This is a genomic window from Bacillus altitudinis 41KF2b (assembly GCF_000691145.1).
Lineage (GTDB): Bacteria > Bacillota > Bacilli > Bacillales > Bacillaceae > Bacillus > Bacillus altitudinis.
Genome location: NZ_ASJC01000004.1, coordinates 266,701 through 293,100, shown reverse-complemented (window position 1 = coordinate 293,100; position 26,400 = coordinate 266,701). Strand labels below are relative to the sequence as shown.

25 protein-coding genes are annotated in these 26,400 nt (G+C 43.4%); 20 read left to right on the top strand and 5 right to left on the bottom strand.

Translation table 11 applies throughout. The features are described 5' to 3' along the window. The first annotated feature begins 10 nt into the window (after positions 1 to 10). The 5 genes from uxuA to BA79_RS09815 all read left to right on the top strand — a co-directional run bounded on the left by uxuA (position 11) and on the right by BA79_RS09815 (position 4,110). Positions 11 to 1,075, top strand: coding sequence for a mannonate dehydratase (gene uxuA / locus BA79_RS09835; RefSeq protein WP_035702553.1), 1,065 nt, complete (start codon positions 11 to 13; stop codon positions 1,073 to 1,075). Further along, positions 1,072 to 2,505, top strand: a complete 1,434-nt coding sequence (locus tag BA79_RS09830; protein WP_035702551.1) for a glycoside hydrolase family 1 protein — start codon at positions 1,072 to 1,074, stop codon at positions 2,503 to 2,505. Before uxuA ends, BA79_RS09830 begins: the two co-directional genes overlap by 4 nt. 12 nt (positions 2,506 to 2,517) lie before the next feature. Next, positions 2,518 to 2,841: a PTS sugar transporter subunit IIB gene (locus BA79_RS09825; RefSeq protein WP_008345616.1), complete on the top strand. Its 324-nt coding sequence runs from the start codon at positions 2,518 to 2,520 to the stop codon at positions 2,839 to 2,841. Positions 2,842 to 2,860: 19 nt separating this feature from the next. After that, entirely contained in the window at positions 2,861 to 3,190 is a 330-nt protein-coding gene (locus BA79_RS09820) for a PTS sugar transporter subunit IIA (RefSeq protein WP_035702549.1), read from the top strand. Positions 3,191 to 3,255: 65 nt separating this feature from the next. After that, positions 3,256 to 4,110, top strand: a complete 855-nt coding sequence (locus BA79_RS09815) for a polysaccharide deacetylase family protein (RefSeq protein ID WP_035702546.1) — start codon at positions 3,256 to 3,258, stop codon at positions 4,108 to 4,110. 966 nt (positions 4,111 to 5,076) lie between these two features. Here BA79_RS09815 and fosM read toward each other — a convergent pair. The 4 genes from fosM to BA79_RS09795 all read right to left on the bottom strand — a co-directional run bounded on the left by fosM (position 5,077) and on the right by BA79_RS09795 (position 8,274). After that, on the bottom strand, positions 5,077 to 5,499 hold the full coding sequence (fosM, locus tag BA79_RS09810) for a FosM family fosfomycin resistance protein (RefSeq protein ID WP_035389942.1): 423 nt from the start codon (positions 5,497 to 5,499) through the stop codon (positions 5,077 to 5,079). A 64-nt stretch (positions 5,500 to 5,563) separates the two neighbouring features. Then, positions 5,564 to 6,655 (bottom strand): bifunctional diaminohydroxyphosphoribosylaminopyrimidine deaminase/5-amino-6-(5-phosphoribosylamino)uracil reductase RibD, encoded by a 1,092-nt coding sequence (gene ribD / locus BA79_RS09805; RefSeq protein ID WP_035702544.1) that lies wholly within the window; start codon positions 6,653 to 6,655, stop codon positions 5,564 to 5,566. After that, the gene (locus tag BA79_RS09800) at positions 6,642 to 7,403 is read right to left on the bottom strand and encodes a GTP cyclohydrolase II (protein ID WP_035702541.1); all 762 of its coding nucleotides are present in this window, start codon (positions 7,401 to 7,403) and stop codon (positions 6,642 to 6,644) included. The genes ribD and BA79_RS09800 overlap by 14 nt, the downstream gene beginning before the upstream one ends. Next, positions 7,381 to 8,274: a VOC family protein gene (locus BA79_RS09795; protein ID WP_035702540.1), complete on the bottom strand. Its 894-nt coding sequence runs from the start codon at positions 8,272 to 8,274 to the stop codon at positions 7,381 to 7,383. Before BA79_RS09795 ends, BA79_RS09800 begins: the two co-directional genes overlap by 23 nt. A 179-nt stretch (positions 8,275 to 8,453) precedes the next feature. Between BA79_RS09795 and BA79_RS09790 the strand changes: the two genes are divergently transcribed. From BA79_RS09790 to cydC, 15 genes are all read left to right on the top strand, one after another. Next, complete coding sequence (locus BA79_RS09790) at positions 8,454 to 8,786, top strand: winged helix-turn-helix transcriptional regulator (protein ID WP_007497926.1); 333 nt, start codon at positions 8,454 to 8,456, stop codon at positions 8,784 to 8,786. Positions 8,787 to 9,158: 372 nt separating this feature from the next. Next, entirely contained in the window at positions 9,159 to 9,617 is a 459-nt protein-coding gene (locus BA79_RS09785) for an NEAT domain-containing protein (RefSeq protein ID WP_035702539.1), read from the top strand. A gap of 20 nt (positions 9,618 to 9,637) precedes the next feature. Then, positions 9,638 to 10,294, top strand: a complete 657-nt coding sequence (isdC, locus tag BA79_RS09780) for a heme uptake protein IsdC (protein WP_035702537.1) — start codon at positions 9,638 to 9,640, stop codon at positions 10,292 to 10,294. Positions 10,295 to 10,313: 19 nt separating this feature from the next. Continuing rightward, positions 10,314 to 12,122, top strand: coding sequence for an NEAT domain-containing protein (locus tag BA79_RS09775; RefSeq protein WP_035702535.1), 1,809 nt, complete (start codon positions 10,314 to 10,316; stop codon positions 12,120 to 12,122). A 77-nt stretch (positions 12,123 to 12,199) separates the two neighbouring features. Further along, positions 12,200 to 13,087, top strand: coding sequence for a heme ABC transporter substrate-binding protein IsdE (gene isdE, locus BA79_RS09770; RefSeq protein ID WP_035702532.1), 888 nt, complete (start codon positions 12,200 to 12,202; stop codon positions 13,085 to 13,087). Positions 13,088 to 13,120: 33 nt separating this feature from the next. Next, on the top strand, positions 13,121 to 14,107 hold the full coding sequence (locus tag BA79_RS09765; protein ID WP_007497915.1) for a FecCD family ABC transporter permease: 987 nt from the start codon (positions 13,121 to 13,123) through the stop codon (positions 14,105 to 14,107). Continuing rightward, a complete protein-coding gene (locus BA79_RS09760) occupies positions 14,094 to 14,864 on the top strand; it encodes an ABC transporter ATP-binding protein (protein ID WP_035702529.1) in 771 nt (256 codons plus the stop codon). Before BA79_RS09765 ends, BA79_RS09760 begins: the two co-directional genes overlap by 14 nt. Positions 14,865 to 14,890: 26 nt before the next feature. Next, complete coding sequence (srtB, locus tag BA79_RS09755) at positions 14,891 to 15,640, top strand: class B sortase (protein WP_017358682.1); 750 nt, start codon at positions 14,891 to 14,893, stop codon at positions 15,638 to 15,640. Between the two features lie 18 nt (positions 15,641 to 15,658). After that, positions 15,659 to 16,597: an ABC transporter substrate-binding protein gene (locus tag BA79_RS09750; protein ID WP_017358683.1), complete on the top strand. Its 939-nt coding sequence runs from the start codon at positions 15,659 to 15,661 to the stop codon at positions 16,595 to 16,597. Further along, the gene (locus BA79_RS09745) at positions 16,594 to 17,607 is read left to right on the top strand and encodes a FecCD family ABC transporter permease (protein ID WP_035702526.1); all 1,014 of its coding nucleotides are present in this window, start codon (positions 16,594 to 16,596) and stop codon (positions 17,605 to 17,607) included. The genes BA79_RS09750 and BA79_RS09745 overlap by 4 nt, the downstream gene beginning before the upstream one ends. 1 nt (position 17,608) lies before the next feature. Further along, entirely contained in the window at positions 17,609 to 18,730 is a 1,122-nt protein-coding gene (gene isdG / locus BA79_RS19815) for a heme oxygenase (RefSeq protein WP_035702523.1), read from the top strand. 328 nt (positions 18,731 to 19,058) lie between these two features. After that, a complete protein-coding gene (locus BA79_RS09735; protein WP_035702521.1) occupies positions 19,059 to 20,474 on the top strand; it encodes a cytochrome ubiquinol oxidase subunit I in 1,416 nt (471 codons plus the stop codon). Continuing rightward, positions 20,461 to 21,477 (top strand): cytochrome d ubiquinol oxidase subunit II, encoded by a 1,017-nt coding sequence (gene cydB, locus BA79_RS09730; RefSeq protein ID WP_017368319.1) that lies wholly within the window; start codon positions 20,461 to 20,463, stop codon positions 21,475 to 21,477. The genes BA79_RS09735 and cydB overlap by 14 nt, the downstream gene beginning before the upstream one ends. Further along, positions 21,477 to 23,213, top strand: a complete 1,737-nt coding sequence (gene cydD, locus BA79_RS09725; RefSeq protein WP_035702519.1) for a thiol reductant ABC exporter subunit CydD — start codon at positions 21,477 to 21,479, stop codon at positions 23,211 to 23,213. The genes cydB and cydD overlap by 1 nt, the downstream gene beginning before the upstream one ends. After that, positions 23,203 to 24,939, top strand: a complete 1,737-nt coding sequence (cydC, locus tag BA79_RS09720; RefSeq protein ID WP_035702518.1) for a thiol reductant ABC exporter subunit CydC — start codon at positions 23,203 to 23,205, stop codon at positions 24,937 to 24,939. The genes cydD and cydC overlap by 11 nt, the downstream gene beginning before the upstream one ends. Before the next feature lie 57 nt (positions 24,940 to 24,996). On the opposite strand, the gene BA79_RS09715 is transcribed toward cydC, so the two are convergent. Beyond that, positions 24,997 to 26,028, bottom strand: a complete 1,032-nt coding sequence (locus BA79_RS09715) for a pectate lyase family protein (RefSeq protein ID WP_017368316.1) — start codon at positions 26,026 to 26,028, stop codon at positions 24,997 to 24,999. Positions 26,029 to 26,400 lie beyond the last annotated feature (372 nt).

Sequence of the window (26,400 nt, the reverse complement as noted above, 5' to 3'; positions counted from 1 at the left end):
GGGCTCATGAATGAACATGCAATTTAGATGGTATGGCAAAGAAGATCCTGTCTCCCTTTCATATATTCGGCAAATTCCCGGCATGAAAGGGATTGTCAGTGCAGTCTATGATGTGCCGGCTGGTGATCTGTGGCCGGAGGAAAGTATTGCTCATTTAAAAGCGGAAGTCGAACGTCACGATCTTGCTTTTGAAGTCGTAGAAAGTCTCCCGGTCCATGAAGATATTAAGTTGGGAAAGCCTAGCCGGGATGTTTATATCGAGCATTATCAAGAAAATATTCGGAGATTAGCAAGGCATGGTGTGAAGGTCATTTGTTATAACTTCATGCCAGTCCTTGATTGGACACGAACACAGCTTGATTTCCCACTAGCTGATCAATCGACGACCCTTGTTTATTTTCAGCATCAGCTTGAACAGATGGATATAGAAAAAGATCGACTTTCCTTACCAGGGTGGGATATGTCTTATACGCAGGAAGAAATGAGAAAGTTGATGGCTGCATACAGGGCATTGGGGGCGGAAGGGTTGTTTGAGAACCTAGACTATTTCTTGGGAAATATCCTTCCAGTTGCAGCGGAAGAGAACATGAACATGGCACTGCATCCAGATGACCCTCCTTGGAACATATTTGGTCTGCCCCGCATTGTCAGTTGTGAAGAACAAATAGATCGTATCCTTCAGCTCGATGAACGCTCACAGCATGGACTGACCTTTTGTTCCGGTTCCCTAGGCTGTAATGCGAAAAATGATGTTCCTTCACTTGCGAGAAAGTATGCCAAAAAAGGGCGTATACACTTTGCTCATTTACGCAATGTCAATTTGTATGAAAACGGTGATTTTGAAGAGTCGGCACACCTGTCGTCAGCAGGTAGCCTCGATATGGGAGCGATTGTGAACGCATTGTTTAAGGAAGGATTTGCTGGCTATGTTCGGCCAGATCATGGACGAATGATCTTTGGTGAGACGGGCAGACCTGGCTATGGATTATACGACCGAGCACTTGGAGCTATGTATTTACAAGGGATGTGGGAAGGACTTCAAATTCACACGAAGAAAGGTCAGGTGGCAACATGAACAAAATCGACATACCCAATGACTTTATTCTAGGTGCTGCGGCTTCTGCTTGGCAGACGGAGGGTTGGAAAGGGAAGAAACCGAATCAGGATTCGTATATAGACCTTTGGTATAAGGAGGGGTATCACGTATGGCACGAAGGATACGGACCAGCAGGAGCAACGAATTTTTACGAGCGCTATCCTGAAGATGTCGCCCTTATGAAGGAAATTGGGTTATCTCATTACCGGACATCGATCAATTGGTCGAGATTTCTCATAGATTACGAGAATGGAATTGTAGATGAGACCTATGCTCGTTATATTGATGATTTCATCAATGAATTACTTGAAGCAGGTGTAGAGCCGATGTTTTGCTTAGAGCATTATGAGCTTCCTGCCGTTTTACTTGAAAAGTACGGCGGCTGGTCATCTAAACATGTTGTCGATCTGTTTGTTCTCTATGCAGAAAAGGTGTTTGAACGCTATGGAGACCGGGTCAAACATTGGTTTACCTTTAATGAACCAATTGTTGTTCAGACTCGTGTGTATCTAGATGCTATTCGTTATCCTTTCGAGCAAAATACGAAGAAGTGGATGCAGTGGAACTATCATAAAGCCTTGGCGACAGCAAAAGTGGTGAAGCTGTTTCAGGAAATGGGCTTGAAGGAATCAGCCGGTGCAAAAATCGGGGTCATTCTCAATCCAGAAGTGACGTATGCGAGATCGACTGCGTCACATGATCAAGAAGCTGCCCGCATGTATGATTTGTTTTTTAATCGAGTGTTCTTAGATCCCTCCATTAAAGGCGAGTATCCAGAAGAACTGCTTGATGTATTGAAAAAGCATGACATTCTTTTCGATGCAACGGAAGAAGAGCTTCAGATCATTAAAGATCATACAGTCGATGTGGTCGGTCTTAATTTATACTATCCGCATCGCGTTAAGGCACCTAGCAAGGCTTGGAACGAAAATACACCGTTTCATCCATCTTATTATTACGATCTATTTGAGCTCCCAGGGAGAAAAATGAATCCATTCAGAGGTTGGGAAATCTATCCGAATATTGTCTATGATATGGGTATGAGAATAAAAGAGGAATACGGGAATATCGAGTGGTTTGTGGCTGAAAACGGTATGGGGGTCGAGCAGGAAGAACGGTTTAAAAACGAAGACGGCATCATTGATGATCAGTACCGAATTTCATTTATCAGTCAGCATTTGAAAAAAGCCCTTCAAGCGAAAAAAGAAGGTTCAAACTGCAAGGGATATATGCTGTGGGCTTTTACGGATAATGTCTCACCGATGAATGCATTCAAGAATCGCTACGGATTAGTAGAGATCCAGCTGGAGAATGAACGGAATCGTCAGATGAAAGCGTCAGGATACTGGTACAAGACATTAATCCAAACGAGGAAATTAAGGGATGAACCAGATTTTATTTATCAATAGGAGTGATGGGATATGAAGCGAATCATTCTCGCTTGTGCAGCAGGAATGTCAACGTCGATTGTGGTATCTAAAATGAAGGCAGCCGCAGAAGGAAAAGGGCTGGATTATGAAATTTATGCGATACCTGAAGGGGCCATTGCGGACGAATTAGAAGAGCATGGGGACGATGTAAAGGTCATTTTGCTAGGGCCGCAAGTTAGCTTTATGAGAAAGGCAGCAGAAAAAACAGCGGCACCTTATCATATACCTGTCGATGTGGTAAATGTAAGATTATATGGAACAGCGAATGGAGAAAAAATTCTAGAACATGCACTGAAACTAGCAAATGAATCTTGAGCAATCGGAGGAGAAGCAGATGACGGTATTAGAGGAAATGCAGGGAGCAGCCTTTCAAATCATTTCCCATGCAGGTGAGGCACGAAGCCATTATGTAGAAGCCATTCGTCTAGCAAGAGCGGATGACTTTGAAGCAGCGCAGCAGTTGATTGAAAAAGGGGAGGAAGCGTTTCGAAGCATCCATGACCTGCACTTGTCACTGATACAAAAAGAGGCGGCAGGGGAACAGCTTCCCTTTTCTTTACTGCTCATACATGCAGAAGACCAAATGCTCACAACAGAGACCATCCATCTGCTTGCCATTGAAATGATCGAAATGTGTAAAAAAATGTATACCCTGTCAAAATAGATATCAGTTATTAACCAATTTCTGTTATAATCATTCGGTAGATAAAGAGAAAGCAGGATTGGTGAATGAAAAAAACATGTATGTGGCTTGCAGTTGGTTTAGTCATGCTGCTCATTTCGGGCTGTATGGGTACGAAACAGCAAACAGAAGGAAACCAGCAAGCCATCAAAGAGGTAAAGGGTCAAGGACAAACGAAAGAAACAACAGAAACGCAGCAAATTGAAGCGGCAGAGATAGACAAACAAAACTGGATTCAGCAAAAGGAACCCGTTGCGCTTCCAATCTTGATGTATCACAGTATCTCTAGCGGTAATTCGTTACGTGTGCCAAAGAGCGAATTTGCAGCTCATATGAAATGGCTGAAAGACAACGGCTATGTCACGCTGTCGCCGAAAGAGGCATATCAAGTTCTCGCGACCAATTCGACACCAAGTGAAAAGTATGTTCTTATCACATTTGACGATGGATATACGGATAACTACACAAAGGCATTTCCGATTTTAAAGGAATATGGAATGAAAGCCACGATTTTTATGATCGAGCAGTCCATCGGCCGCCCACATCATTTAACCGATGCTCAAATGGATGATATGGTGGCGCATGGTATTTCAATAGAGAGTCACACCATTCATCATTTAGAGCTCAATCGTTTATCACAGAAGCAGCAGGAAGAAGAATTAAAAGGATCGAAGGTATTCTTTGACCAGCGGTTTTCTCAACAAACGATCATGGTCAGCTATCCGGTCGGTCGCTATAACGAAGACACGCTGAAGTTGGCGAAGGAAGCAGGATATGAAATGGCTGTAACCACTGAACCAGGACATGCGAAGAAAGAACAAGGTATGATGTCCTTACACCGCCTGCGCATTTCACCGGGACTTTCACCCGAAAGCTTTGGCAGACTGATAGAGGGAAATTGATCAATATTAGATCACAGATGTTTCACATGAAACATTTTACGACACGTTTCGTGGATTAAATACGATTTGTTTGAGATAAATGTATGCAGAAAGAATCAGTTTTTATATACTGATTCTTTTTTATTTAACTAAATAAGGTCTTACAGTTGCCAATAGAAAGTAGGAGGGCTTAGAAGAAAAGTACAGGTTATTATACTTGAAAGTTATTTTGAGTGTTGTTCAGTTTATTTGATTCATTGCATAACAAAAAGCTGTATAATTTATTTGAAATAATGAAAATTCTGCATTTGAAATGAATAAGTAAGATTAAAAAATAAGCTTAACTATGGTAACAAATTGTTACTTATGGTAACATATTGTTGCACAAGTTTTTTGTTCAACTCGGACTAAGTTGAACTAGTTTTCAAACTGAAGCACGAGAGCTTCAAGGTGAATTTCTTGAACGTTCACCATACAACTGAAAAGAAATTTAATTTGGGCACTCGGCTGACTACCGTGTGCTTTTTCTATGTATAAATTTAAAATGTGAGGAATAAACTGAAATAATATGAAAAAATAAAGCAGCCCTCCAAAAAACAGAAACGAGATAGAACCAGCATTACCTTGACTAGGGGTAATGAAGGTGCCGCTTTATTTTTCATTATCATCTTAAGGGTTCATTCAGAACGTTCTCTTATCTAAAATCCATATGATGAACTGGACTAGAGTTCGGATTGAATTTAAGATAAGGAACCAAAGCTTGTACTTACAGGTACAAGCTTTTTTCTTTTTGTTTTTGCGTCTCTCAACGCGTGAACGCACAAGTTTTGTTCTCAAACTGACCCCTCCTTTCTAGGCATAAAAACACCTTTAGTATGGAAGGGGGGAGGACTATCGTTTGCAACACGTTTCTATGTATATTTTACCATCTTTCCTATTTAATGACGAATAGCACCTTGTTGTTTCCTCTCTGTTTTTCTTTGCGTTTCATTCATAAAACTCCATATGTGTTTTCTCTAGTTTGTAATAATCCAATCGATCTTTCAAGGTTCCTGTATGAAATTCAAATTTATGTCCATCAGGGTCTGTGAAATAAATCGACTTCTGATCTCTTTCGTCTCTTGGCCGGCTTGGTAAGATGTTGACGTTCAAATCTTTTAGTTTGTTATGCATTGGATCTACATCCTCCTCATCAATAGAAAAAGCGATGTGTGTGTAAGAGTGATGGATGTCTTGACGAGGAATGTCTTTTTCTACATTGAGGGCAAGCCACAGGCCGTTCAAATCAAAGTAAGCTGTCGTTCTGCCCTTTGTTAACAATTTGGCATTAAAGACCTTTGTGTAAAAATCAATAGATGTCTCTAAATCAGAAACAGAAAATAATAAATGGTTTATTCCTTTGATGTTCAATTTAATCACCTCAAATTCAATGATGAGAAAAAAGCTTGCAGACTCAATCTACAAGCTTTGTTGTTTATTGATAAACAGGATAACCCGTTATCTTTATATCTTTTCCGAGTGGTTCAAGAGAGAGCTGTTCCAGTTCAATTGCATCACTCATGAGGCGTATGCCTTCGCCTCCGAAAAAAGAAGGAGAGAGTCGTCCGCCAATGAGCTTAGGTGCCATGTAGATGACGAGTTTATCGACAAGCTGCTGCTCCAAAAATGAGGCATTGATTTGTCCGCCGCCTTCAATCATCAGGGAGGAGACATTTCTTTCTCCGAGCACTTGAAGTACTTCTTGTAAGGGCACCCGGATATCGCTATCCGTCATGATGACACTGACGCCAGCTGCTTCTAAAGCGGCTCGTTTTTCTTCATCGGCTTGTTTTGTTGTGAAAATCCATGTTGGTGCCATCTGATCTGTGACCACCTTTGCTGTCAGCGGGATAGACAGTTTAGAGTCTAAGACAATTCGAATTGGATGATGACCGTTTGGAATCCGTGCTGTTAATGAAGGATCGTCGTGAATGACGGTTTGCGCACCGACCAAGATGGCATCGTTGATACTGCGAATGTGATGTGCATCATAACGGGACGTCTCTGATGTAATCCACTTGCTGTCAGACGTAGCAGATGCAATTTTTCCGTCTAACGTAATGCCCGCTTTGAGCGTCACGAAAGGTGTTTTTTTCGTAATAAAGTGATTAAATACTTCATTCATCAGAATGGATTCCTGTTCAAGTACGCCCGTGATAACTTGTATGCCAGCGTCTTGTAAAATGGCAATCCCGCGGCCAGCGACCAGCGGATTCGGATCAAGTGCCGCCACGACAACAGTTTCGACGCCAGCTTTCACAAGTGCTTCAGCGCATGGGCCTGTGCGGCCATGGTGGGAACAAGGCTCTAGTGTCACATAGATCGTGGCACCTTTTGCCTTATCTCCAGCCATTTTTAGCGCATGGATTTCTGCATGTAGTTCGCCGGCCTTCATATGCGCCCCGACCCCAACAATTTCATTTTCTCGCACAATCACAGCCCCGACGAGCGGATTGGGAGATGTCTGACCTTTCATTGCTTCGGCATTTTCAAGGGCTAGTTTCATATATCGCTCATGATGTGGCAATCGTACGCACCTCTTGATCCGCCTTCATATGGCCTGAGCGGTTAATTTTTGTCTGCAAGTATTTCTCATTGAACTCAGAGACATCACCCCAAAGTGGAATCCGTCCAGAAAGAGAAAGGCCTGCATGACTGATAGCATCGGTCTTTTTCGGATTATTGGTAATAAGTCTGACTGGTTTTGTACGCAATGTTTGAAGAACAGCAATCGCTTCTTCATATTGACGTGTATCATCTTCAAAGCCTAGTGCTTCGTTTGCTTCTACTGTATCGTAGCCGTTTTCTTGCAAGATGTAGGCCATGGCTTTACTGAAAAGACCAATCCCGCGTCCTTCATGGTTGGCTAAATAAAACAGTGCGCCTGCTCCATTGTCCTCAATCATCCGCATAGACTGTTTCAATTGGAACCCGCAATCGCAGCGTTTGCTTCCGAAAATATCGCCGGTGTGGCAGATGGAATGCATGCGGATCAGCGCTTCATCAGCATGTTCGAAATCTCCGTAAACAAGGACACTTGATTGCTGGTGATCTGCAAGCTCACGGGAGGAAAGGCTTTCGATTAAAGCATCATCTGATAATGGTTCTTTCCCATCATCTTTTAACCATGAATACCAGTTAAACATGACCGTTCTACCGTCTAAATTCACTGGCAGTTTAATAGGTCCAGTGATATATATAAATCCGTCTTCTTGCTGTACTCGTTTGATTTTATCTTTTAAAATGGCTGTTTTAACCTCTGTGTGTTTGTCCATATTCTGCACCTTCTTTTTTGTCTGTTTCTTCAATCTGTAAACGAACGAGAACGCCAAATGGATCAATAAATTCGTTACTTTTTCCTGTCGTGTTCATGTGAACACCTGCTTTTGTCAGACGTTCGACGACGGATGTTCTATCGTCTTCTTTTGGGAAAACCAGTGTATAGCTTCTAATTCCTGAAAAACGTGGATCAATGGCTCCTTTTCTCCCGCGTCCCCATGCATTAAAGGCAAGGTGGTGATGATAGACGCCACCAGCAACGAATAAGCTGGCTGGGGGAGCCATTCGGATATGAAAACCGAGCGTGTTCACATAAAAGGAATCGGCTTCTTCTGGGTTGAGATGGAAATGCAAGTGTCCCATGACTGTACCAGCCGGGAGTCCTTCCCAGGTGGAATCAGCGGCTTCTTGCAGGAGACCATCTCCATCAAGCGGAGCATTTCCGCCACCTTTCAGCTCTCCATGCTCACCTACCCATATGTCCTGAGGACGATCAGCATAAATCTCAACGCCGATGCCATCTGGATCACTTAAATAAATGGCTTCACTGAAAAAGTGATCGCTTGCTCCAATTAAAGGATAGCCTTTTTTGATCACATGCGCCAGCCATGTGCCCAGGTTTTTTCTGGTAGGTAATAAAACCGCAAAATGATAAAGTCCTGGCTCATGATCCGGCTTCTCTTTCAGCTGCACATCTTCTTTCAGCACAAGGATTGGTTCCTTTGCGTTGCTGCCAAGCGTGACAGTAGAATCCGTCTGTTCTAATAAAGTAAAACCTAAAATGTCTGTATAAAAAGGCAAAGAACGCTCAAAGCTGGACACATGTAATTCTGTTACACCTAATCTTACCTGCTCTATTGTATTCAAAGCTCGGTCATCTCCTTCATGTTATATGCATCTGCATGTTCAATGGTTTATTGAAAATTGATAAAAATGATCACCTTGTTACTTTTAGTAACTAAACTATATAATAGTTAGTGACTTATTTCAAGTAATTAATTATGTTATAATGAAAAAAAGTAGAGAAAAGCAGGAGGGAGTAAAGTATGGCTCAAGTAGATGGCTGCCCAATTACAGATGCCATGGAGATTTTAGGGAAGAAGTGGGTGATTCTCATCATCAATCAGCTTTTGACAGGGCCAAAACGTTTTTGTCAGCTAGAAAATGAAATGAACATCAGCGGACGGTTATTATCAGAAAGGCTGAAAGATTTAGAAGCTGAAGGTCTTGTTGAGAAAAAAGTATATCCCGACATTCCCGTGCGGATTGAATATGAACTAACAGAACAAGGAAAGAAAATTGAACCAGTCATACGGGAAATGTATGCTTGGTCTTTAGAGCGAAAAAATAGTGAAAAGGGTGAACATGTCCCTTCTTAATCGATTTCGATCAGTGCCCCTGATCGATTTTTTTTTTGTGATTTTCCAGAAATCTAAGTCAATAGTATGAAAAATGATGTTGACAATAAATTCATTCATCATATAATATCAAGGAGAAGAGGGTTCTTTTCCCTGTAATGGAATGGGGAGGTTATGCCATGGTATCATGAATGGGACAGATTACCTAAACCGTGTATCACTACATCATGTAGCAGCAGACATCTTTGACTTGTCGAAAGCAAAGATTTATTTTTTAAACTCAATTGATAATGATTATCATAATCATTTATGAGTGTGATTCATACGCTGATAAAGGTTATTTTTTTTATTGTCTATTGAGAATAATTATCAATATCATTTAGGAGGATATATATGAAATCACTTCGTTCAGCATCACACGTCTTATTATTCTTTAGCTTTGTTCTATTGTTTGCTCTAGCCCCGGTTAGCTCTGCCTCAGCAGCAGACTTAGCAGATGGTCAATATTCAGCACAATATGTGGTATGGAAAGCAGACAGTGATTCAACGTCAACAGCAAATACGTATTTTGAAAAACCAGCTAAGCTTGTTGTGAAGGACGGAAAAATCAAAGCGCAAGTCACGTTAACGAACAGCTCTTGGATTACAAGCTTTAAAACATTGGATCAAGGTGTCTACAAAGATGCGAAGGTGATCAGTACAAACACAGCTGCTAATAAGAGAACGGTAGAGTTCAATGTCAACAGCCTGACAGATGTTGTACCAGCTAAAGTGAGTGTGACTGTACCGGTCATTGGATATACAGGCAATTACGATATTCGCATCAAGTTTGATGCAGCAACTGTTCAATAAAAAGGGAGGAAATTCATCTGATGAAAAAATGGATCAGGATGCCAGCCTTTGTGGCTGCATTATTGCTGGCACTTATACTGCCTTTTTCAAATGCACAGGCTGCCTCATTAAATGATGGTACATACTCCGTCAATTACACTGTGATGAAGGCCGAAGGAACTGCCGTTTCGATGGCAAATGATTACTGGCTGAAGCCGGCAAAAGTGATCGTGAAAAATGGCAAGCTGACTGTGCAAATGACCATTAAAAACAGCAGCTGGGTAACGGAATTTAAAGTGCCGGGAAATGGTGGCTATGTCGATACGACGGTTCTATCAACGAATAAGAAAGCCAATACAAGGCTTGTTCAATTCCAAGCACAGAGTTTGTCTAAACCAATCAAGTCAAAAATCCATGTCACAGTCAAATCGGCTGATTATGATCACGACTATACCATCCAGCTGAAATTCGATGAAAGCAGCATCAAGTCACTTTCTTCTGACAGTTCAAAAGAAACAGCAGGTGCAGCAAAACATCAAGAATCATCAAAAGAAACAACCAAAACAACTGATTCATCCACCAAAACAAAACAAGAAGAAAATCCTCAAACTGGTGATACAAGCCAGATGGGATGGCTCCTTGTGCTTGTCTTATGTTCAGGCGGGTTTTTAGCGAGAAAGTGGATCATCAAGCATTAACGGAAGGAAGTGTCATCTTTTGAAACGTCTTTTTCATCTACAGACAGCTATTCTGCTCGTTTTATTCAGTTTGTTGACTGCGTTTCAGCTGCCTCAAGGAACGGCTCAGGCGGCATCATTGGTTGATGGTGAATATACGGCCGGATTCACCATTTTAAAAAATGGCAGCACTGAAGCATCCATGATGGATACGTATACAGAAAAGCCAGCTAAGCTCATCATCGAAAATGGCAAGACGACTGCCTATCTTACGCTGAAGCAAAGCAAAGAAATCACAGATTTCAAGGTCGAACAAAATGGCTCTCTCGTCACCACTGAAACGGTCAGTGAAGATGAGACAGCGAATACGCGTGTGATCAAATTTGATGTAGCCGATGTATCAGCCAAATTAAATGGCTGGGTCAAAATTTACTGGGACTTAGGCGGCTTTATTTATGATGAGGCGTATGACGTACAGATCGCTTTCGATCAGAGCAGTCTCACACTTGTCACGCCTGCGAAGCCAGACGATAGTGAAACAACACCTGATGATCAAAACGGTACGACGCCAGGCGACAGCGAAACAACACCAGATGATCAAAATGGTACGACGCCAGGCGACAGCGAAACAAAGCCGGATGATCAAAGTGGCACGACGCCAGGCGACAGCGAAACAAAGCCAGATGATCAAAACGGCACAACACCAGTTGATTCGACGCAGAACCAATTAAAAGATGGTGTGTATCGTATCAACTACAGTGTGCTGAAGGGCGATGAGGATGAGGCATCTCGGATGAGCCAATACTTCTCACATCCAGCATCGTTAACCGTTAAAAATGGAACGCAAACCGTTTCCTTTACGGTGAAGGATCATACGTCAGTTGATTCTTTGAAAATAGAGAAAAACGGTTCTTATCAAGAAGTGAAAAACGTGAGCACAGATCAAGCAAAGAACACAAGAGTGGCTTCATTTGAAGTGTCTGATCTGAAAAAAGCAGTTAACGGAAAAGTACACATTGTAGTAGCAGCCGCTCACTATGATCAAACGTACGATATTCGTTTTCAATTTGATTCAAAAAGTATCGTTCCACTGAAGGACGGTCAAATAGAGGAAGAAACACCGGCTACACCAGAAACACCAAAACCAAATAAACCAGCACCAGACACAACGAACGGCGGAACGAATCAAGAGACAGTTCAGCTAAAAGACGGGGTGTACAAGCTTCCTTTTTCAATGAAGAAAGCAGACAAAGATGAGCTTTCTCGCATGAACGATTACGTCGTGAGCCCTGCGACATTGGTGGTGAAAAATGGCCGCCATTTCGTTTCATACACTGTGAAGAACAGCTCAGCCATCACGTCGTTCCAAGTAGGAACCGGCGGTAAATTTGAAGAGACGCTAGTTGCAAAGGCTGATCAAAAAGCAGATACACGAGTGATTCAATATGAAGCAAAAAGTTTGAGTAGTGATCAGGCAGCACGCGTGAAAATTGACATTCCAGCTGCCAATTATTATGAGCAGTATGATGTCAAACTTGTTTATGATACGAAAGGCATCGCAAGTGGTGAAGGAAGCGGAATTGCGACGGTGATCGGAGACGATGAGAGCATCGGATTTGTAAAAAATCCAAATGATCACGATTCTCAACCAAGCCAGCTTGTGAATCTCGCCCCTGAGGAAACGGGTGCAGAGCAGATGACCTTTACGCCATCAGATGACCAAACCAAGTCTGAGACAGGTCAGCTGAACCCAAAAACAGGAGATACTTCACTTCTTTGGGTGTACATTCTTTTATTCGGCGGATCACTATTCGTGCTCGTCAGAAAGTATCAAACTCGTACAAGATAAAGAATCTATTTTAAGTGAGGTGCGCCATTCATCTCGGCGCATCCACTTCCTTTTTTTCGAAAGGAGGCTTCCGTTTTTTGAAGCATCGAATGTTATGTACCCTGATCACGGCTCTATGTGTGTGCGTCTTCTTAGCAGGCTGCTCACAATCAGCTGAAAGCGCAGCGAAAGGCAAAAAAAATGCAGCATCAAGTGCCCGCATTGTGGCAACGACTGTAGCTGCTGCTGAGATCATGGATGCGCTAGAGGTGGATCTTGTCGGGGTGCCAACAAGTCAAAAATCCTTGCCGGCTCGATACAAAGGACTCCCAGCAGTCGGTAACCCAATGAGCCCGGACATGGAAATCATCCAATCACTTCAACCGACAGATGTCCTGTCTGTCACGACCCTTCAATATGATTTAGAAACGCCTTTTCAACAAGCTTCTGTCCCTGCGACATACCTCAACCTTGAGAGCCTGGACAAGATGGAGAACGCCATCACAAAGCTTGGAGAAAAATATGATAGAAAGACACAAGCGAAACGCATTGTGGATGATTTTGAACAAAAAAAGAAAGACGTACAAGAGAGAACGAAGGGAAAGACGAAGCCATCCGTTCTCATTTTGCTTGGTGTACCAGGCAGTTATTTAGTGGCAACAGAGAATTCCTATATCGGTGATCTTGTGCGTATTGCAGGAGGAAAGAACATCGTAAAAGGTGAGAAAATGGAGTATTTGGCATCCAATACGGAGTATTTACAAAAAGCCAATCCAGATATCATTCTCCGAGCTGCACATGGGATGCCGGATGAAGTCGTCAAAATGTTTGATCAAGAATTTAAAACAAATGATATTTGGAAACATTTTAATGCGGTCAAACAAGACCGGGTGTACGACCTCGAAGAAAGCTTATTCGGGACAACAGGCAACTTAAAGGCAGCAGAGGCATTAGATGAATTGACTCGTATGTTGTACCCGTCATAAGCGGCGAATCTTAATGATAAAAGGACGTTCAAGATGAAAAAAACAGGGATTTTATTTCTGATAGTCAGTCTCTTACTAGCCGGCGTATTTATTTATTCCGCCATTACGGGGAGCATTCATGTTACACCGATTGAATTATTGGAAGGGCTTATGACCGGTCAACATGCACAGGTAGAAATCATTAAAGATTTAAGAATCCCCCGCATGCTCATTGCGATGTTTACAGGGGCGGCTTTATCTGTCTCCGGTGTCCTCTTGCAGTCTGTGATGAGGAATCCATTAGCAGATGCCGGTGTTATTGGTATTTCATCGGGAGCTAGCTTCTTTTCTTTAATGGCAATTACAGCGCTTCCTCAATTTTATTTCTATTCTCCTTTATTTTCAGTTTTAGGCGGGGCAATTGCCTGCTTCCTCGTATACGTGTTGTCTTGGAAAGGCGGCTTAAGCCCGATTCGAATGATTCTGGTGGGGATCGCCATCAATGCCATGTTTACAGGGATGGCAGAAGCGTTTGTGACCATTTGCAGCTATTTCAATATCACCATTAATCAGTCGGGGCAGTCGAATCTGACGATGAAAACGTGGGGAGATGTCCGTTTAATCGGTGTCTATGGCGTCATTGGGCTTGTGGTTGCGCTTTTCTTTAGCAGATGGTGTAACTTGCTTGCCCTTCAAGATAAGACGGCGAAAAACTTAGGATTGCGTGTGACCAGAATGCGCCTTTTGATTTCAATCACGGCGGTGTTATTAGCAGCGGTGACTGCTGCGGTAGCGGGCGTGATTGCCTTTGTCGGTTTGCTCATTCCCCATATCTCTAGAAGGCTTGTCGGTTCGGACCATCGGGTACTGATTCCATTTTCTGCGTTAAGCGGGGCCTTGCTCATTTTGACGGCTGATACGCTCGGCAGAACGCTTGTGGCACCAAATGAAATCCCTGCTTCTACAATCATGGCTGTCATTGGCGGACCGTTTCTGATCTTTTTATTAAGAAGGGGGGATCGTCTGCATGGACATTCGTGAGGTGTCGTTTTCCTATGATCGACAGAGGGACATTGTTCAATCGGTCACCACGAAGATCGAAAAAGGAAAAATTACGACCATTATCGGTCCAAATGGCTCGGGCAAATCCACGCTGCTTTCTTTGATGGCACATAACCATTGTCCACATAAAGGACAGATTCATTTAGATGGACAAGAGCTGAATGCGTTCAAGCCAAGGGAACTCGCGAGAAAGCTGGCAGTCGTACATCAGCAAAATGAAGCGCCGCTTGATTTGACGATCGAACGAGTCGTGGCATTTGGGAGAACGCCGTACCAAACGATGCGCGGCAGTGACAAGGAAGAGGATGAGAAAGCAATCGAGTGGGCGCTGTCCTGTACAAAGCTGACGGATAAGCGAAAGGTGCCACTCGCCTCATTGTCAGGCGGAGAACGGCAGCGTGTATGGATTGCGATGGCTTTAGCGCAAAAAACACCGATGCTTTTCTTAGATGAACCGACGACTTATTTGGATGTGTATTATCAATTTGACATTCTTGAGCTCATTCGAGAGCTCAATGTCGAGCATGGATTAACCATCGTGATGGTCCTGCACGATATGAATCAGGCGATTCGCTATAGTGATGTCATCATCGCCATGAAAGATGGACAAATTATCCGCGAAGGGCGGCCCAATGATGTGTTAACCGAAGAGATGGTGCGGCACATTTATCATGTGTCCGTCACAATTAAGCAAGATGCAGAAACAGGGATGTATATCGTGCCTGTAGGCATATAAGTTGTGCAAAAAGCAGGTGAGACAGTGTGAAACGAGGGAAAAGGATCGGGCAGCGAATGCTGACGATCGTCTGTTTAGGTGTTTTCCTATATAGCGGTACGGCCATTGGCTTGGAGCTCTTTGGCTATTATCAAAATCGTCAGGTGCTTGCAAAGGCTCAGACACTTTACACACACGAGGATGGAATGAAACAGCGAAAACCTGGAGAAATCCGTCAGTCATTTGATGATTTGCGAAAGGTGAATGAAGACATTGTCGGTTGGATTGATATGAAGGACACGATGATTCAGTATCCAATTGTTCAGTCAAACGATAATGCATTCTATTTAACTCGTAATTATGTAAAGGATGACACACGGGCAGGCAGTATCTTTATGGATTATCGTAATGACGTCTTGCATGAAAGTCCCAATACAGTGGTGTACGGTCATCGGATGAGGGATGGGTCTATGTTTGCTGGTCTCACAAACTATTTGAAAAAAGATTTCTTCCAAGATCATCGCACATTTCAGTACGATACGCTGTACCAAAGCTATGAAGCAGAGATTTTTGCTGTGTATGAGACGACAGTCGATTTCGATTATATTCAGACTGATTTTCAGGATCTTGGTGAATATGCGCACTACTTGCAAGCTGTGCGTAAGAAGTCCATCTATCAAACGAAAACAGACGTATCCACAGATGACTTGATTCTCACATTATCGACCTGTGATCACGTGCTGGCACCTAAAAACAAGCGTCTCGTGGTACAGGCGAAGCTAAAGAAAGTTTACTAGAAAAGGAGAGACAGACGGTTGAAATGTTTACATGTGATTTGGGCAGGACTCGTCGTCGTGCTCCTCCTCGGCGGATGCAGCCAGGCGGCGCCTGTCGAGAATGAGAGCAAGCAAGGTGCGCTCAACATTCAGGATTTTGCCGGCAGAACATTATCGTTTCATGAATCACCTGAACGGATCGTCTCGTTGTCAACTGGCGACATGAGCATCATTTATGCTCTAGGTGGTCAGGTTGTCGGCCGGCCAACTGCCGAATTGCCAGACAATCTACAAAAGGCAAAGTCCGTACAATCAATTGGCACAACCCATCAATTTGATGTCGAGCTGATCACGAGTTTAAAGCCCGATGTGGTGCTTGGGAATGAATCATTAAACAGCAAGGATATCTCTACTATAGAAGGAATTGGTTCACAGCTTCTTTTGACAAGTGCCAACTCAGTGAAGGATATCCAGCGTCAAGTTACTTTATTTGGTGATTTACTTGGAAAGCAGCAAAAGGCCAAAGCGCTCAATGCTCAAATCGATCAGCGGATCAAGCAAGTGAAGCAGCCTGAGAAAAAAGTAAAGACACTCGTTGTATATGGTGCGCCCGGCACATATATGGCGGCACTTCCACAATCTTTAAGTGGTGATCTGCTGCGGATCGCTGGTGGGGCGAATATTGCTGAAAATGAACCAGCACTCGAAAAGTTTCCGCAATATGCACAAATCAATGCAGAAAAGGTAATCGAGGCCGATCCAGATCTCATTTTGCTGATGACACACAGCAATCCTGAAGATGTCAAAGCAGGCTTTATGAGTGAAATGAAGCAAAATGCGGCGTGGCACGATGTATCAGCTGTCAAAAATGGACACGTTGAGATTCTGCCAAGTGACCTATTTGGGACAAATCCAGGCGCAGAAGTCATCAGAGCGATCGATGAATTAGAGAAGAAATTGAAGCGATTGTCATCATGAAGATGAATGCAGAACTAGATTTTCAAAAAAGGCAGTCAAGACGAAAATGGCTGTTACCAGGATTGTTTCTCTCTTTATGTGTGGGCGTCTGTCTAGGACTTGCGGTAGGTTCTGTCCAATTATCGCTGACGGATTTAATGGCTGTCTTCACGGGATCAGGTCTGCCTGTTCATGAAAAAATTGTCATGGATTTACGGCTGCCCCGTGTGCTCATTGGTTTTCTCGTTGGGGCCTGCCTCGCTGCATCAGGGGCGATTTTACAAGGAGTTGTCCGAAATCCACTGGCTGACCCTGGGATCATTGGTGTGACTGCGGGCGGCGGGTTAGCTGCTGTACTCAGCATGATTGTTCTTCCACAATTCACGTATTTGCTTCCGGCAGCCGCTTTTCTGGGCGCCTTATTAGCAGCTCTTGTCGTGTATATGCTGTCATTTGATCAAGGGGTTTCACCGCTTAAATTGATCTTGGCAGGTGTTGCCGTCAATGCCTTGCTCGGTGCGGTGATGAATGGGTTTATGGTGCTTTATAGTGAGCGTGTGCAGGCTGTTTTGCCTTTTCTATCAGGGGGATTAAACGGACGGAGCTGGCATCATCTTAGCTTTGTGTCGCCATATGCGCTGGCTGGATTATGTCTTTGTTTTTTCGCCATTAAACCGTCCAATCTCCTTTTGCTTGGCGATGAATCGGCTCAGTTATTGGGCCTTCGAGTAGAGCGGACTCGATTTTTTCTCATTACGCTGGCCGCTCTTTTAGCTGGAGCGGCTGTCAGTGTCAGTGGTTTAATCGGTTTTGTCGGGCTTGTTGTGCCCCATTTTATCCGTCTTTTAATCGGAGATGATTACCGGTATTTGCTGCCGATTTCAATGCTTGGAGGGGGCGTGCTTGTGGTCTTTGCCGATACAGCAGCACGGGTCTGGTTTACACCGGTTGAATTGCCTGTAGGGATCTTGCTTGCTTGCATCGGTGCACCTTTCTTCCTCTATTTATTAAAAAAGAAAGGGAGGGGTTAAGATGGATGTCATTGCAATGGATGACGTGAGTCTCAGTCAAGGCGGCTTTCGGCTGTCTTCCATTTCAGCAGCTGTTCCTAAAGGCAGTGTAACTGGAATCATTGGCCCGAATGGGTCAGGTAAGTCGACTTTTATCAAAGCGGCCGCACGACTGACCTCAATCGAAAGCGGCATGATTTACATTCACGACATCCCGCAAAAAGAGATGACGGCACAGGAGATCGCCAAGGAGGTGGCGGTTCTCATGCAAACAAGAACCGCCATTCCATCGATGACAGTACGTGAGCTGGTCGCACTTGGACGCAGTCCGCATCGTTCCATCTGGAAAAAAAGCACCACGTCAGATCATGAAGCGATTGAGTGGGCGCTTGAGGTGACGAATAGCCGCATGAATGAAAACAGAATGCTCCATACATTATCAGGCGGAGAAAGACAAAAGGCATATATTGCAATGGCACTGGCTCAGAAGACAGAGACCATCATTCTGGATGAGCCAACCACTTATTTAGACATTGCGCATCAGCTTGAATTACTGGAGCTGCTCAAACAGCTGAATCAAACACATGGCATCACCATTTTAATGGTTCTCCATGACTTGCAGCAGGCCGCAAAATATTGTGACCGTCTCATTGCTATGAAGCGAGGTCAGGTGCATCAAATTGGCTCACCAAAAGAAGTGTTAACAGAAGACTTTTTCAAGGAGGTTTTTGGGATTCAGGCAGAGGTTCACTTAGACGGACCGCATCCACTCATTATCCCCATTGCCTCCATTCAACAACAAAAGGGAGATGAACCAAACATGATTATTGTAAATAACCAAGTAAGAGTAGAAAAAGGCAGTGCCGACCACCTTGTTAAACGGTTTAACAAGCAGGGGCAAGTAGAATTTATGGAAGGCTTTTTAGGAATGGAAGTATGGGTCACTCAGCAGACAACTGATTACGATGAAGTAACCATTCACACCCGCTGGAATCGAAAAGAAGACTTTGTGAATTGGACAAAATCTCAGGCATTTGGTGATGCGCACGCTCATGGAAAGGCGAAACCTGAAGGCCTGCTAAAAAACAAAATTACGTACTATGAAGTGCAAGTGACAAGACCCGCTTTACAGAAAAAAGCCTAAATATTCAAAAGCGCTGCAGCGAAGAAGCAGCGCTATTTTTTTGTGATTGTCTCTTTCCGTCACATATTTTTGACAAAGTATTCAAACAACTGACACAATCCCATCCAAATTTTAGGTAAAATTTACTTTATTTTTGAAGCGCATGGGTGTAAAGTACAGGTATAAATAACTAACCGAATGAAAATCAAGAGTAAAATTTCACCGAGTGAACTATATCAAATGGACTTCCACTTGTGAATCATTGAACAAATAGTGAACTTTTTGTGAAATGGTGAGCATAAATATCTCGAATCATTCGGCATGCGAAAGTAAGGGAGGATGTAAGGCTGTGAGTGAGCTGTTTTTAGCAAGATTTCAATTTGCCTCAACGACATTATTTCATTTTATTTTTGTTCCTATGTCTATAGGTTTGGTATTTATCGTTGCATTGATGCAAACCCTTTATGTCGTCAAGAAAAAAGAGATTTATAAAAAGATGGCGAAATTTTGGGGTCACCTTTTCTTAATTAACTTTGCAGTAGGTGTGGTGACAGGGATTCTGCAAGAATTCCAGTTTGGGATGAACTGGTCTGATTATTCAAGGTTTGTCGGTGATGTCTTTGGTGCACCGCTTGCCATTGAAGCGTTATTGGCCTTTTTCCTTGAATCGACCTTTATTGGTCTTTGGATATTCGGCTGGGACCGTCTACCGAAAAAAATTCATTTGTTATGTATTTGGCTTGTTTCTCTTGGTACGATCTTTTCGGCGTTTTGGATTTTACTCGCCAACTCATTTATGCAGGAGCCAGTTGGATTTGTGATTAAAAATGGCCGTGCAGAAATGAATGACTTTGGGGCGCTCGTGACAAATCCGCAACTTTGGGTAGAGTTCCCGCACGTTCTGTTTGGTGCATTGGCAACCGGTGCTTTCTTTATCGCGGGTGTCAGTGCCTATAAAATGATCAAAAAACAAGAAGTCGCCTTTTTCAAAAAATCTTTCCAGATTGCCATGGTGCTTGCTTTCATTTCTGGCTTAGGTGTGGCGTTCTCTGGACATGATCAAGCGAAGCACTTAATGGAATCACAGCCGATGAAGATGGCAGCAAGTGAAGCCCTTTGGAAGGATAGTGGAGATCCAGCGGCTTGGACACTATTTGCTAACATTGACACAGATAAAAAAGAAAACTCTGCGGAGATCAATATTCCGTTTGCTTTAAGTTACTTGGCTTATTCGAAGTTTAGTGGAGATGTGCCAGGCATGCTGACCCTTCAAAAAGAATATGAAGCCAAGTTTGGTACTGGAGATTACATTCCTCCAGTCAAAACAACCTTCTGGAGCTTTAGAATCATGGTAGGTGCCGGCATGTTGATGATTTTTGCTAGTATGATTGGTTTGTATTTGAGCTTTAGAAAAAAACTAGAATCAAACAAATGGTATTTACGCTTCATGGTATGGATGATTGCGTTCCCGTTTATTGCAAACTCAGCGGGCTGGATCATGACGGAAATTGGGCGTCAGCCGTGGACAGTCTTTGGTATGATGACAACCGCACAATCCATTTCACCAAACGTATCGTACGGCATGTTGCTATTCTCAGTCATTAGCTTTACGACCATTTATCTGATTCTTGCCATCGTGCTTGCCTACTTATTCATTCGAGAAATTAAAAAAGGTGCACATTCTGAAGAGAATACAGATCAAAAGGATGAAACGGACCTGTCTACAGATCCATTTGATGGAGGCGCATATCATGGCATATCTTAACGAGATTTGGTTTATTCTTGTCGCAGTATTGTTTGTTGGATTTTTCTTCTTAGAAGGATTTGATTTTGGTGTCGGGATGTCCATGCAGCTTCTTGGAAAAGATGCACATGAGCGCCGCATTTTAATCAATACGATTGGCCCTTTCTGGGATGCGAATGAGGTCTGGCTGATTACAGCTGGTGGGGCTATTTTCGCCGCTTTTCCTCACTGGTACGCTACGATGTTCAGCGGATACTATATTCCGTTTACGGTTCTCCTACTAGCGCTCATTGGGCGGGGGGTCGCCTTTGAATTTAGAGGGAAGGTCGAGAAGGCTTCATGGATCAAAACGTGGGACTGGGTGATCTTCTTTGGCAGCCTGCTTCCGCCATTTTTACTCGGCGTGCTATTCACAAGTATTTTACGAGGAATGCCCATTGATCAAAGCATGAATATGTACGCTGGATTTACAGACTTTGTGAATCTTTATTCAGTGATCGGCGGGGTAGCTGTGACGGTTCTTTGCCTTCTGCATGGATTGATTTTCGTCACACTCCGCACTGAGGGTGATTTAAGAAATCGTGCAAGAAAGCTCGGTCAGCGTGTTTTATTGATTGCACTGCCGGTTCTTGTTGTATTTGTTGGTGTGTCTATTCTTGAAACAGACATTTATACCGTGCGTCCGATCATTACGATCCCTTTAACTGTACTCATTGTGGTTTGTTATGTAGCGGCTCTATTCTTTATGAGAAAAGAGCGTGATGGATGGACATTTTTATTCACAGGTGCAGGTATTATGGTGACGGTGACCATGCTTTTCACAGCATTATTCCCACGTGTCATGATTAGTTCGATCAACCATGCATTCGACCTCACCATTCAAAACGCTGCATCAGGATCTTATTCACTGACGGTCATGACGATTGTTGCCATTTCTTTGCTACCTTTTGTGCTTGGGTATCAAATCTGGAGCTACTATGTCTTCCGTAAACGTGTAAGCGGTAAGGAGCCAATGACTTACTAATGGATAAACGTTTGCTTCAACTAAAAGGAATGAGGGGGCTTCTTGCCCTCTTAGGTATTGTGTCAATCATCCAAGGAGCAAGTATTATTTTTCAAGCACAGTGGCTGGCACATGCCATAACAACGCTGTTTGACGGGAAGAGCCTCATGCAGGCAACGCCTTATGTCTTGCTGTTTCTTGCTGCCTTTCTGGTGCGGCACGGTCTCACCTTGATGCGGGAGAAGGTCATGTTCACCTATTCTTCCCGAATTGGAGCAGACGTGAGAAAGCAGCTGCTGGACCAGCTGTTCCGTTTAGGGCCAGCTTTCACGAAGAAAAAAGGAACAGGAAAGCTTGTGACATTGGCGATGGAGGGCATTGCCCAATATCGTCAGTATTTACAGCTGTTTTTGCCGAAAATGGTGAACATGGCAGTTATTCCGGTGATGGTGCTTGTCTATGTTTGGACATTAGATGAAACATCTGCTGTCATTCTCATTGTCACGCTGCCGATTTTAATTGTTTTTATGATTTTGCTAGGACTTGTCGCTCAGCGTAAAGCGGCCAAACAATGGAGATCGTATGAGAAATTATCCAATCATTTTACTGATTCTCTCCGTGGCCTTGAAACGCTTCGTTACTTAGGGATTAGCAAAAAGCATTCTCGCAATATTGGAGAGGTCTCAAAGCGTTATCGAAAGGCGACGATGAGCACACTGAAAGTCGCCTTTCTTTCATCTTTTGCTCTCGATTTCTTTTCTATGCTGTCCATTGCGACTGTCGCTGTATTTCTCGGCTTGCGCTTAATTGAAGGAGATCTTTTGTTATTGCCGGCTTTGACCGCACTGATGCTCGCGCCAGAATATTTCTTGCCAGTCCGTGAAGTGGGAAATGATTATCATGCGACGTTAAACGGTAAAGAAGCGAATGAGGCGATTCAAGTGATTTTAGAGGAAAAGGGCTTCCGAGAGCAGGAGACACAATCCGTGCAGCTGAACGAGTGGAATGAGCAATCTGAGCTCACACTGCAAGATGTCAGTGTCTTACATGATGAGCATGCACCATATTCGATTCAGGATGTGGACCTCACTGTGAAAGGAAAGAAAAAAATTGGGATCATCGGTGCCAGTGGTTCGGGGAAATCGACGTTAACGGATGTTCTCGGCGGTTTTGTTGAACCGTCTGCAGGTGAAATCATCCTAAACGGAAAGCCGCTTGCTCATTTACAGCTGGCGGCATGGCAAAAAGAAGTCGTTTATATGCCGCAGCATCCTTATTTATTTCACATGACACTGAGAGAAAATATTCGTTTTTATGAACCGAATGCAACCGATGAAGACGTCGAAAGAGCGGTGGAAGAGGCAGGTTTGTCTCATCTCGTAGCGGAACTCCCCAATGGACTGGATGAGGTCATTGGCGAACAGGGCAGAGGACTGAGCGGCGGACAAGCGCAGCGGATTGCACTCGCTCGCACAGTGCTCGGCCAGCGATCCATTATGCTGTTAGATGAACCAACGGCTCATCTGGATATTGAGACAGAGTATGAATTGAAGAAAACAATGCTTCCATTGTTTGGAAATAAACTTGTGTTTTTAGCCACACACAGACTTCATTGGATGACGGATATGGATGAAATCATTGTGATGGATCATGGGACGATTGCAGAGATGGGGACTCATGAATCATTAATGAAAAGAAAAGGTGTGTACTATCAATTGGTACAGGAACAAATGGGGGCGGTCACACATGGTCAGTAAAGGCTGGTTTATACCTTATATCAAGGAGAATCAAAAGCTGTTTGCCTTGGTGCTTTTTTTAGGGGCGATTGCGGTGTTTTCTGCTTCTATGCTCATGTATACGTCAGGGTTCCTCATTTCAAAAGCTGCCACAAGACCTGAGAATATCTTGATGGTCTATGTCCCAATCGTGGCAGTACGTACCTTTGGTATTTCACGCTCAGCTGCTCGTTATGCAGAAAGACTGGCGAGTCATCAGCTCATTTTGACGATGATTGAAAAAATGCGGGTACGTCTTTATGATATGGCTGAACGAAGTGCCAAACAGACGAAGCTTGGAACAGGTGAAATGCTTGGGCTGTTATCAGAAGATGTGGAGAGATTACAGGATGCGTATTTAAAAACAATCTTTCCATCTATCGGTGCGCTGCTTTTATATGCCGCTTCGATTGGAGCCCTTGGGCTTTTTTCATGGCCTTTTGCCGGATTGATGCTGCTTTATATGGCGCTGCTTGTATTTGTATTCCCATACATCACAGTACTTGTGAACCGGGCACGACAAATTCAAATGAAGAAAGGCAGAAATGAACTGTACAGCCATTTAACAGATGCCGTTATGGGCGTGAGTGACTGGTTGTTTAGCGGCAGACAGAACGATTTTGTTGAAGGCTATGAACGAAAAGAAGCAAAGCTATTAGCACTCGAAGCGGCAAAGCACCGGTTTATCCGTCTGCGCCAATTTTTAGCACAGCTAGTCATTGGAGGAGCAGTCGTCTTTGTCGTGTATTGGAGCGGCTCAGTCGTTCAGGCTGGTTCTATGCCGCACACGCTCATCGCAGCCTTTGTGCTTGTGCTGTTTCCATTAACAGAAGCTTTTCTTCCGCTGTCAGATGCAGCAGGTGATATTCCTGTTTATCAGCATGCCGTCAGCAGATTAAATCATTATGAAGAGCAGTCGTATGAAGGATTAGTGGAGAGGGAGGCAGCAGACGAGACACCCGTCTCTGATGGCGTTGAAGCGGTCTGTTTTGATCAAGTCACCTTCGGATATGAAGTCAATAAACATGTACTAAAGCATTTTTCGTTTTCACTGAAGCAAGGTGAATCGCTCGCTCTTTTAGGAAAAAGCGGTGCAGGCAAATCGACCATTTTAAAATTGTTAGAAGGGGCAGTCGTGCCAAATCAAGGGGTTGTCAGTATTCAGGGGAAACCGGTACAAAGCATTCAAGAGGAGGTATCCTCTTATGTGTCTGTGCTCAATCAACAGCCCTATTTATTCGATACATCTGTTTTAAACAACATTCGCTTAGGCTCTCCAGAAGCGACAGAAGAGCAAGTAAAAGAAGCCGCGCGGCAAGTGCAGCTGCACGATTACATTGAGTCTTTGCCAGAAGGTTATCACACAGGTGTACAAGAGACAGGGGTTCGTTTCTCTGGTGGAGAAAGGCAGCGTATGGCTCTAGCTCGGATTTTGCTGCAAAACACACCGATTGTTGTATTAGATGAACCAACCGTTGGGCTTGATCCACGCACAGAGCGTGAATTGCTTGAAACAATCTTCCGTGTGTTAAAAGGAAAAACAGTCATTTGGATCACCCATCATCTCACTGGCTGTGAGGCATGCGATCGTATGATGTTTATTGAAGGTGGACGCATTGAGATGCAGGGGCAGCATCATGATTTGCTGAAAGAAAACCTGCGTTATCAAAAGCTGTATGAAATGGACCGTCCATTTTCGGTCGTGTAAAAAATGGATGACAAGAACGTTCGGACAGAAGATTTCTGCCCGAACGTTTTTTTGAGATTAAGGATTTACTTTTCCTACACCCGCATTTGATACAACTTCTGATTTCACATTGTTCACGTTAAGCAAAGAGTAGTTATAAGGAGGGTTGTACGTACCTGTTGAAGACGTTGGCAGGCTACCTGTGCTGTTAATATAAGAGTTGTTGATGACATGCCAAGTACCAACTTTACTGCTGTCCCAGCTGCCGATGGCATTTTTCGTGTTTTCAAATACGTTGTGTTCAATTCTCATTTTCGCGCCCATACGTGAATTAATCGCTGTTGTTAGGATGTTTTTGTAATAGTTGTTATACACATGGCCTTCCCCGAAGCGCATAGACGGTACACGAGAGTTCAAGTTTTCAAAACGGTTGTTGTGGAACGTGATTTTTCTGTTGTAGTTATCGTTATCGGAGCTGCCCATCAGCATCGTTTTCCAGCTGTCATGGACATAGTTCCATGAGAACGTAATGTAATCAGAGTCATTTTTCACATCGAATAACCCATCATAGTCATCTTTATCAGAGTTTAAAGTGTTGTAGAGTTCATTATGGTCGACCCATACGTTTTTAGAGGCACCTTCGATTCCGATGGCATCTTTATCACCGATTTTGCTGTGATGGATTTTGAGGTTGCGGATGATGACGTTATTGGCGCGCCATACTTTAATACCAATCCCGTTAAATTCGCCGTTTGTCCCTTTACCGACGATGGAGACATTGTTTGTATCTTTCACATCAATTTTATTGGCTGAAGTATTAGAAGGAGTAATCGTTCCGTCTACCACGATTTTCAATTTTTCATTTGTTCCTTTGCTTTTGAGGGCAGCTAATAGTTCATTTCCGGTTTTCACCGTCACCGTTTTACCGCCTTCACCGCCTGTTGTACCGCCATTTAATGTGGAGAATCCTTGCTGATTAAAATTGGCCATAATCGAAGGGCTTTCTGGATATTTCGTTGCTGCTTTTGCCTCCCCATTTGGCGCAAATAATGAAGTCACGAGACCAACCGCTAACACACCAGCTAACATTGGAACTTTTTTCTTCAACATGAACATCTCCATTCTCTATTTTGTTTTAATGTAAACGTTTCCAAAATAAGCTGCGATTCAACCGCTCCTCCTTCCTTTGCCAGCATCGCCTCTTTCGGAATGTAGGAAGAGCATAGCACGCAAAAAGGTATCATCGGCTAAGAATTGAAACGAAGTATTCCACGATTTTCAAGGAAACTAAGGCAATGATTATTTCAATTTATCTACATGAGACAAGGATCATTGACGATAGGTATTGGGGTAACCTAGTGATTATGAAAAGGACGTTCCCCATTTGAAGGAAAATCAAGATGATTACGAAAGCGTCATTTTGTTAGAGACAAAGACCTGTCATAATCATTACATAAGAAAAAATTGGATATCAAATAGATC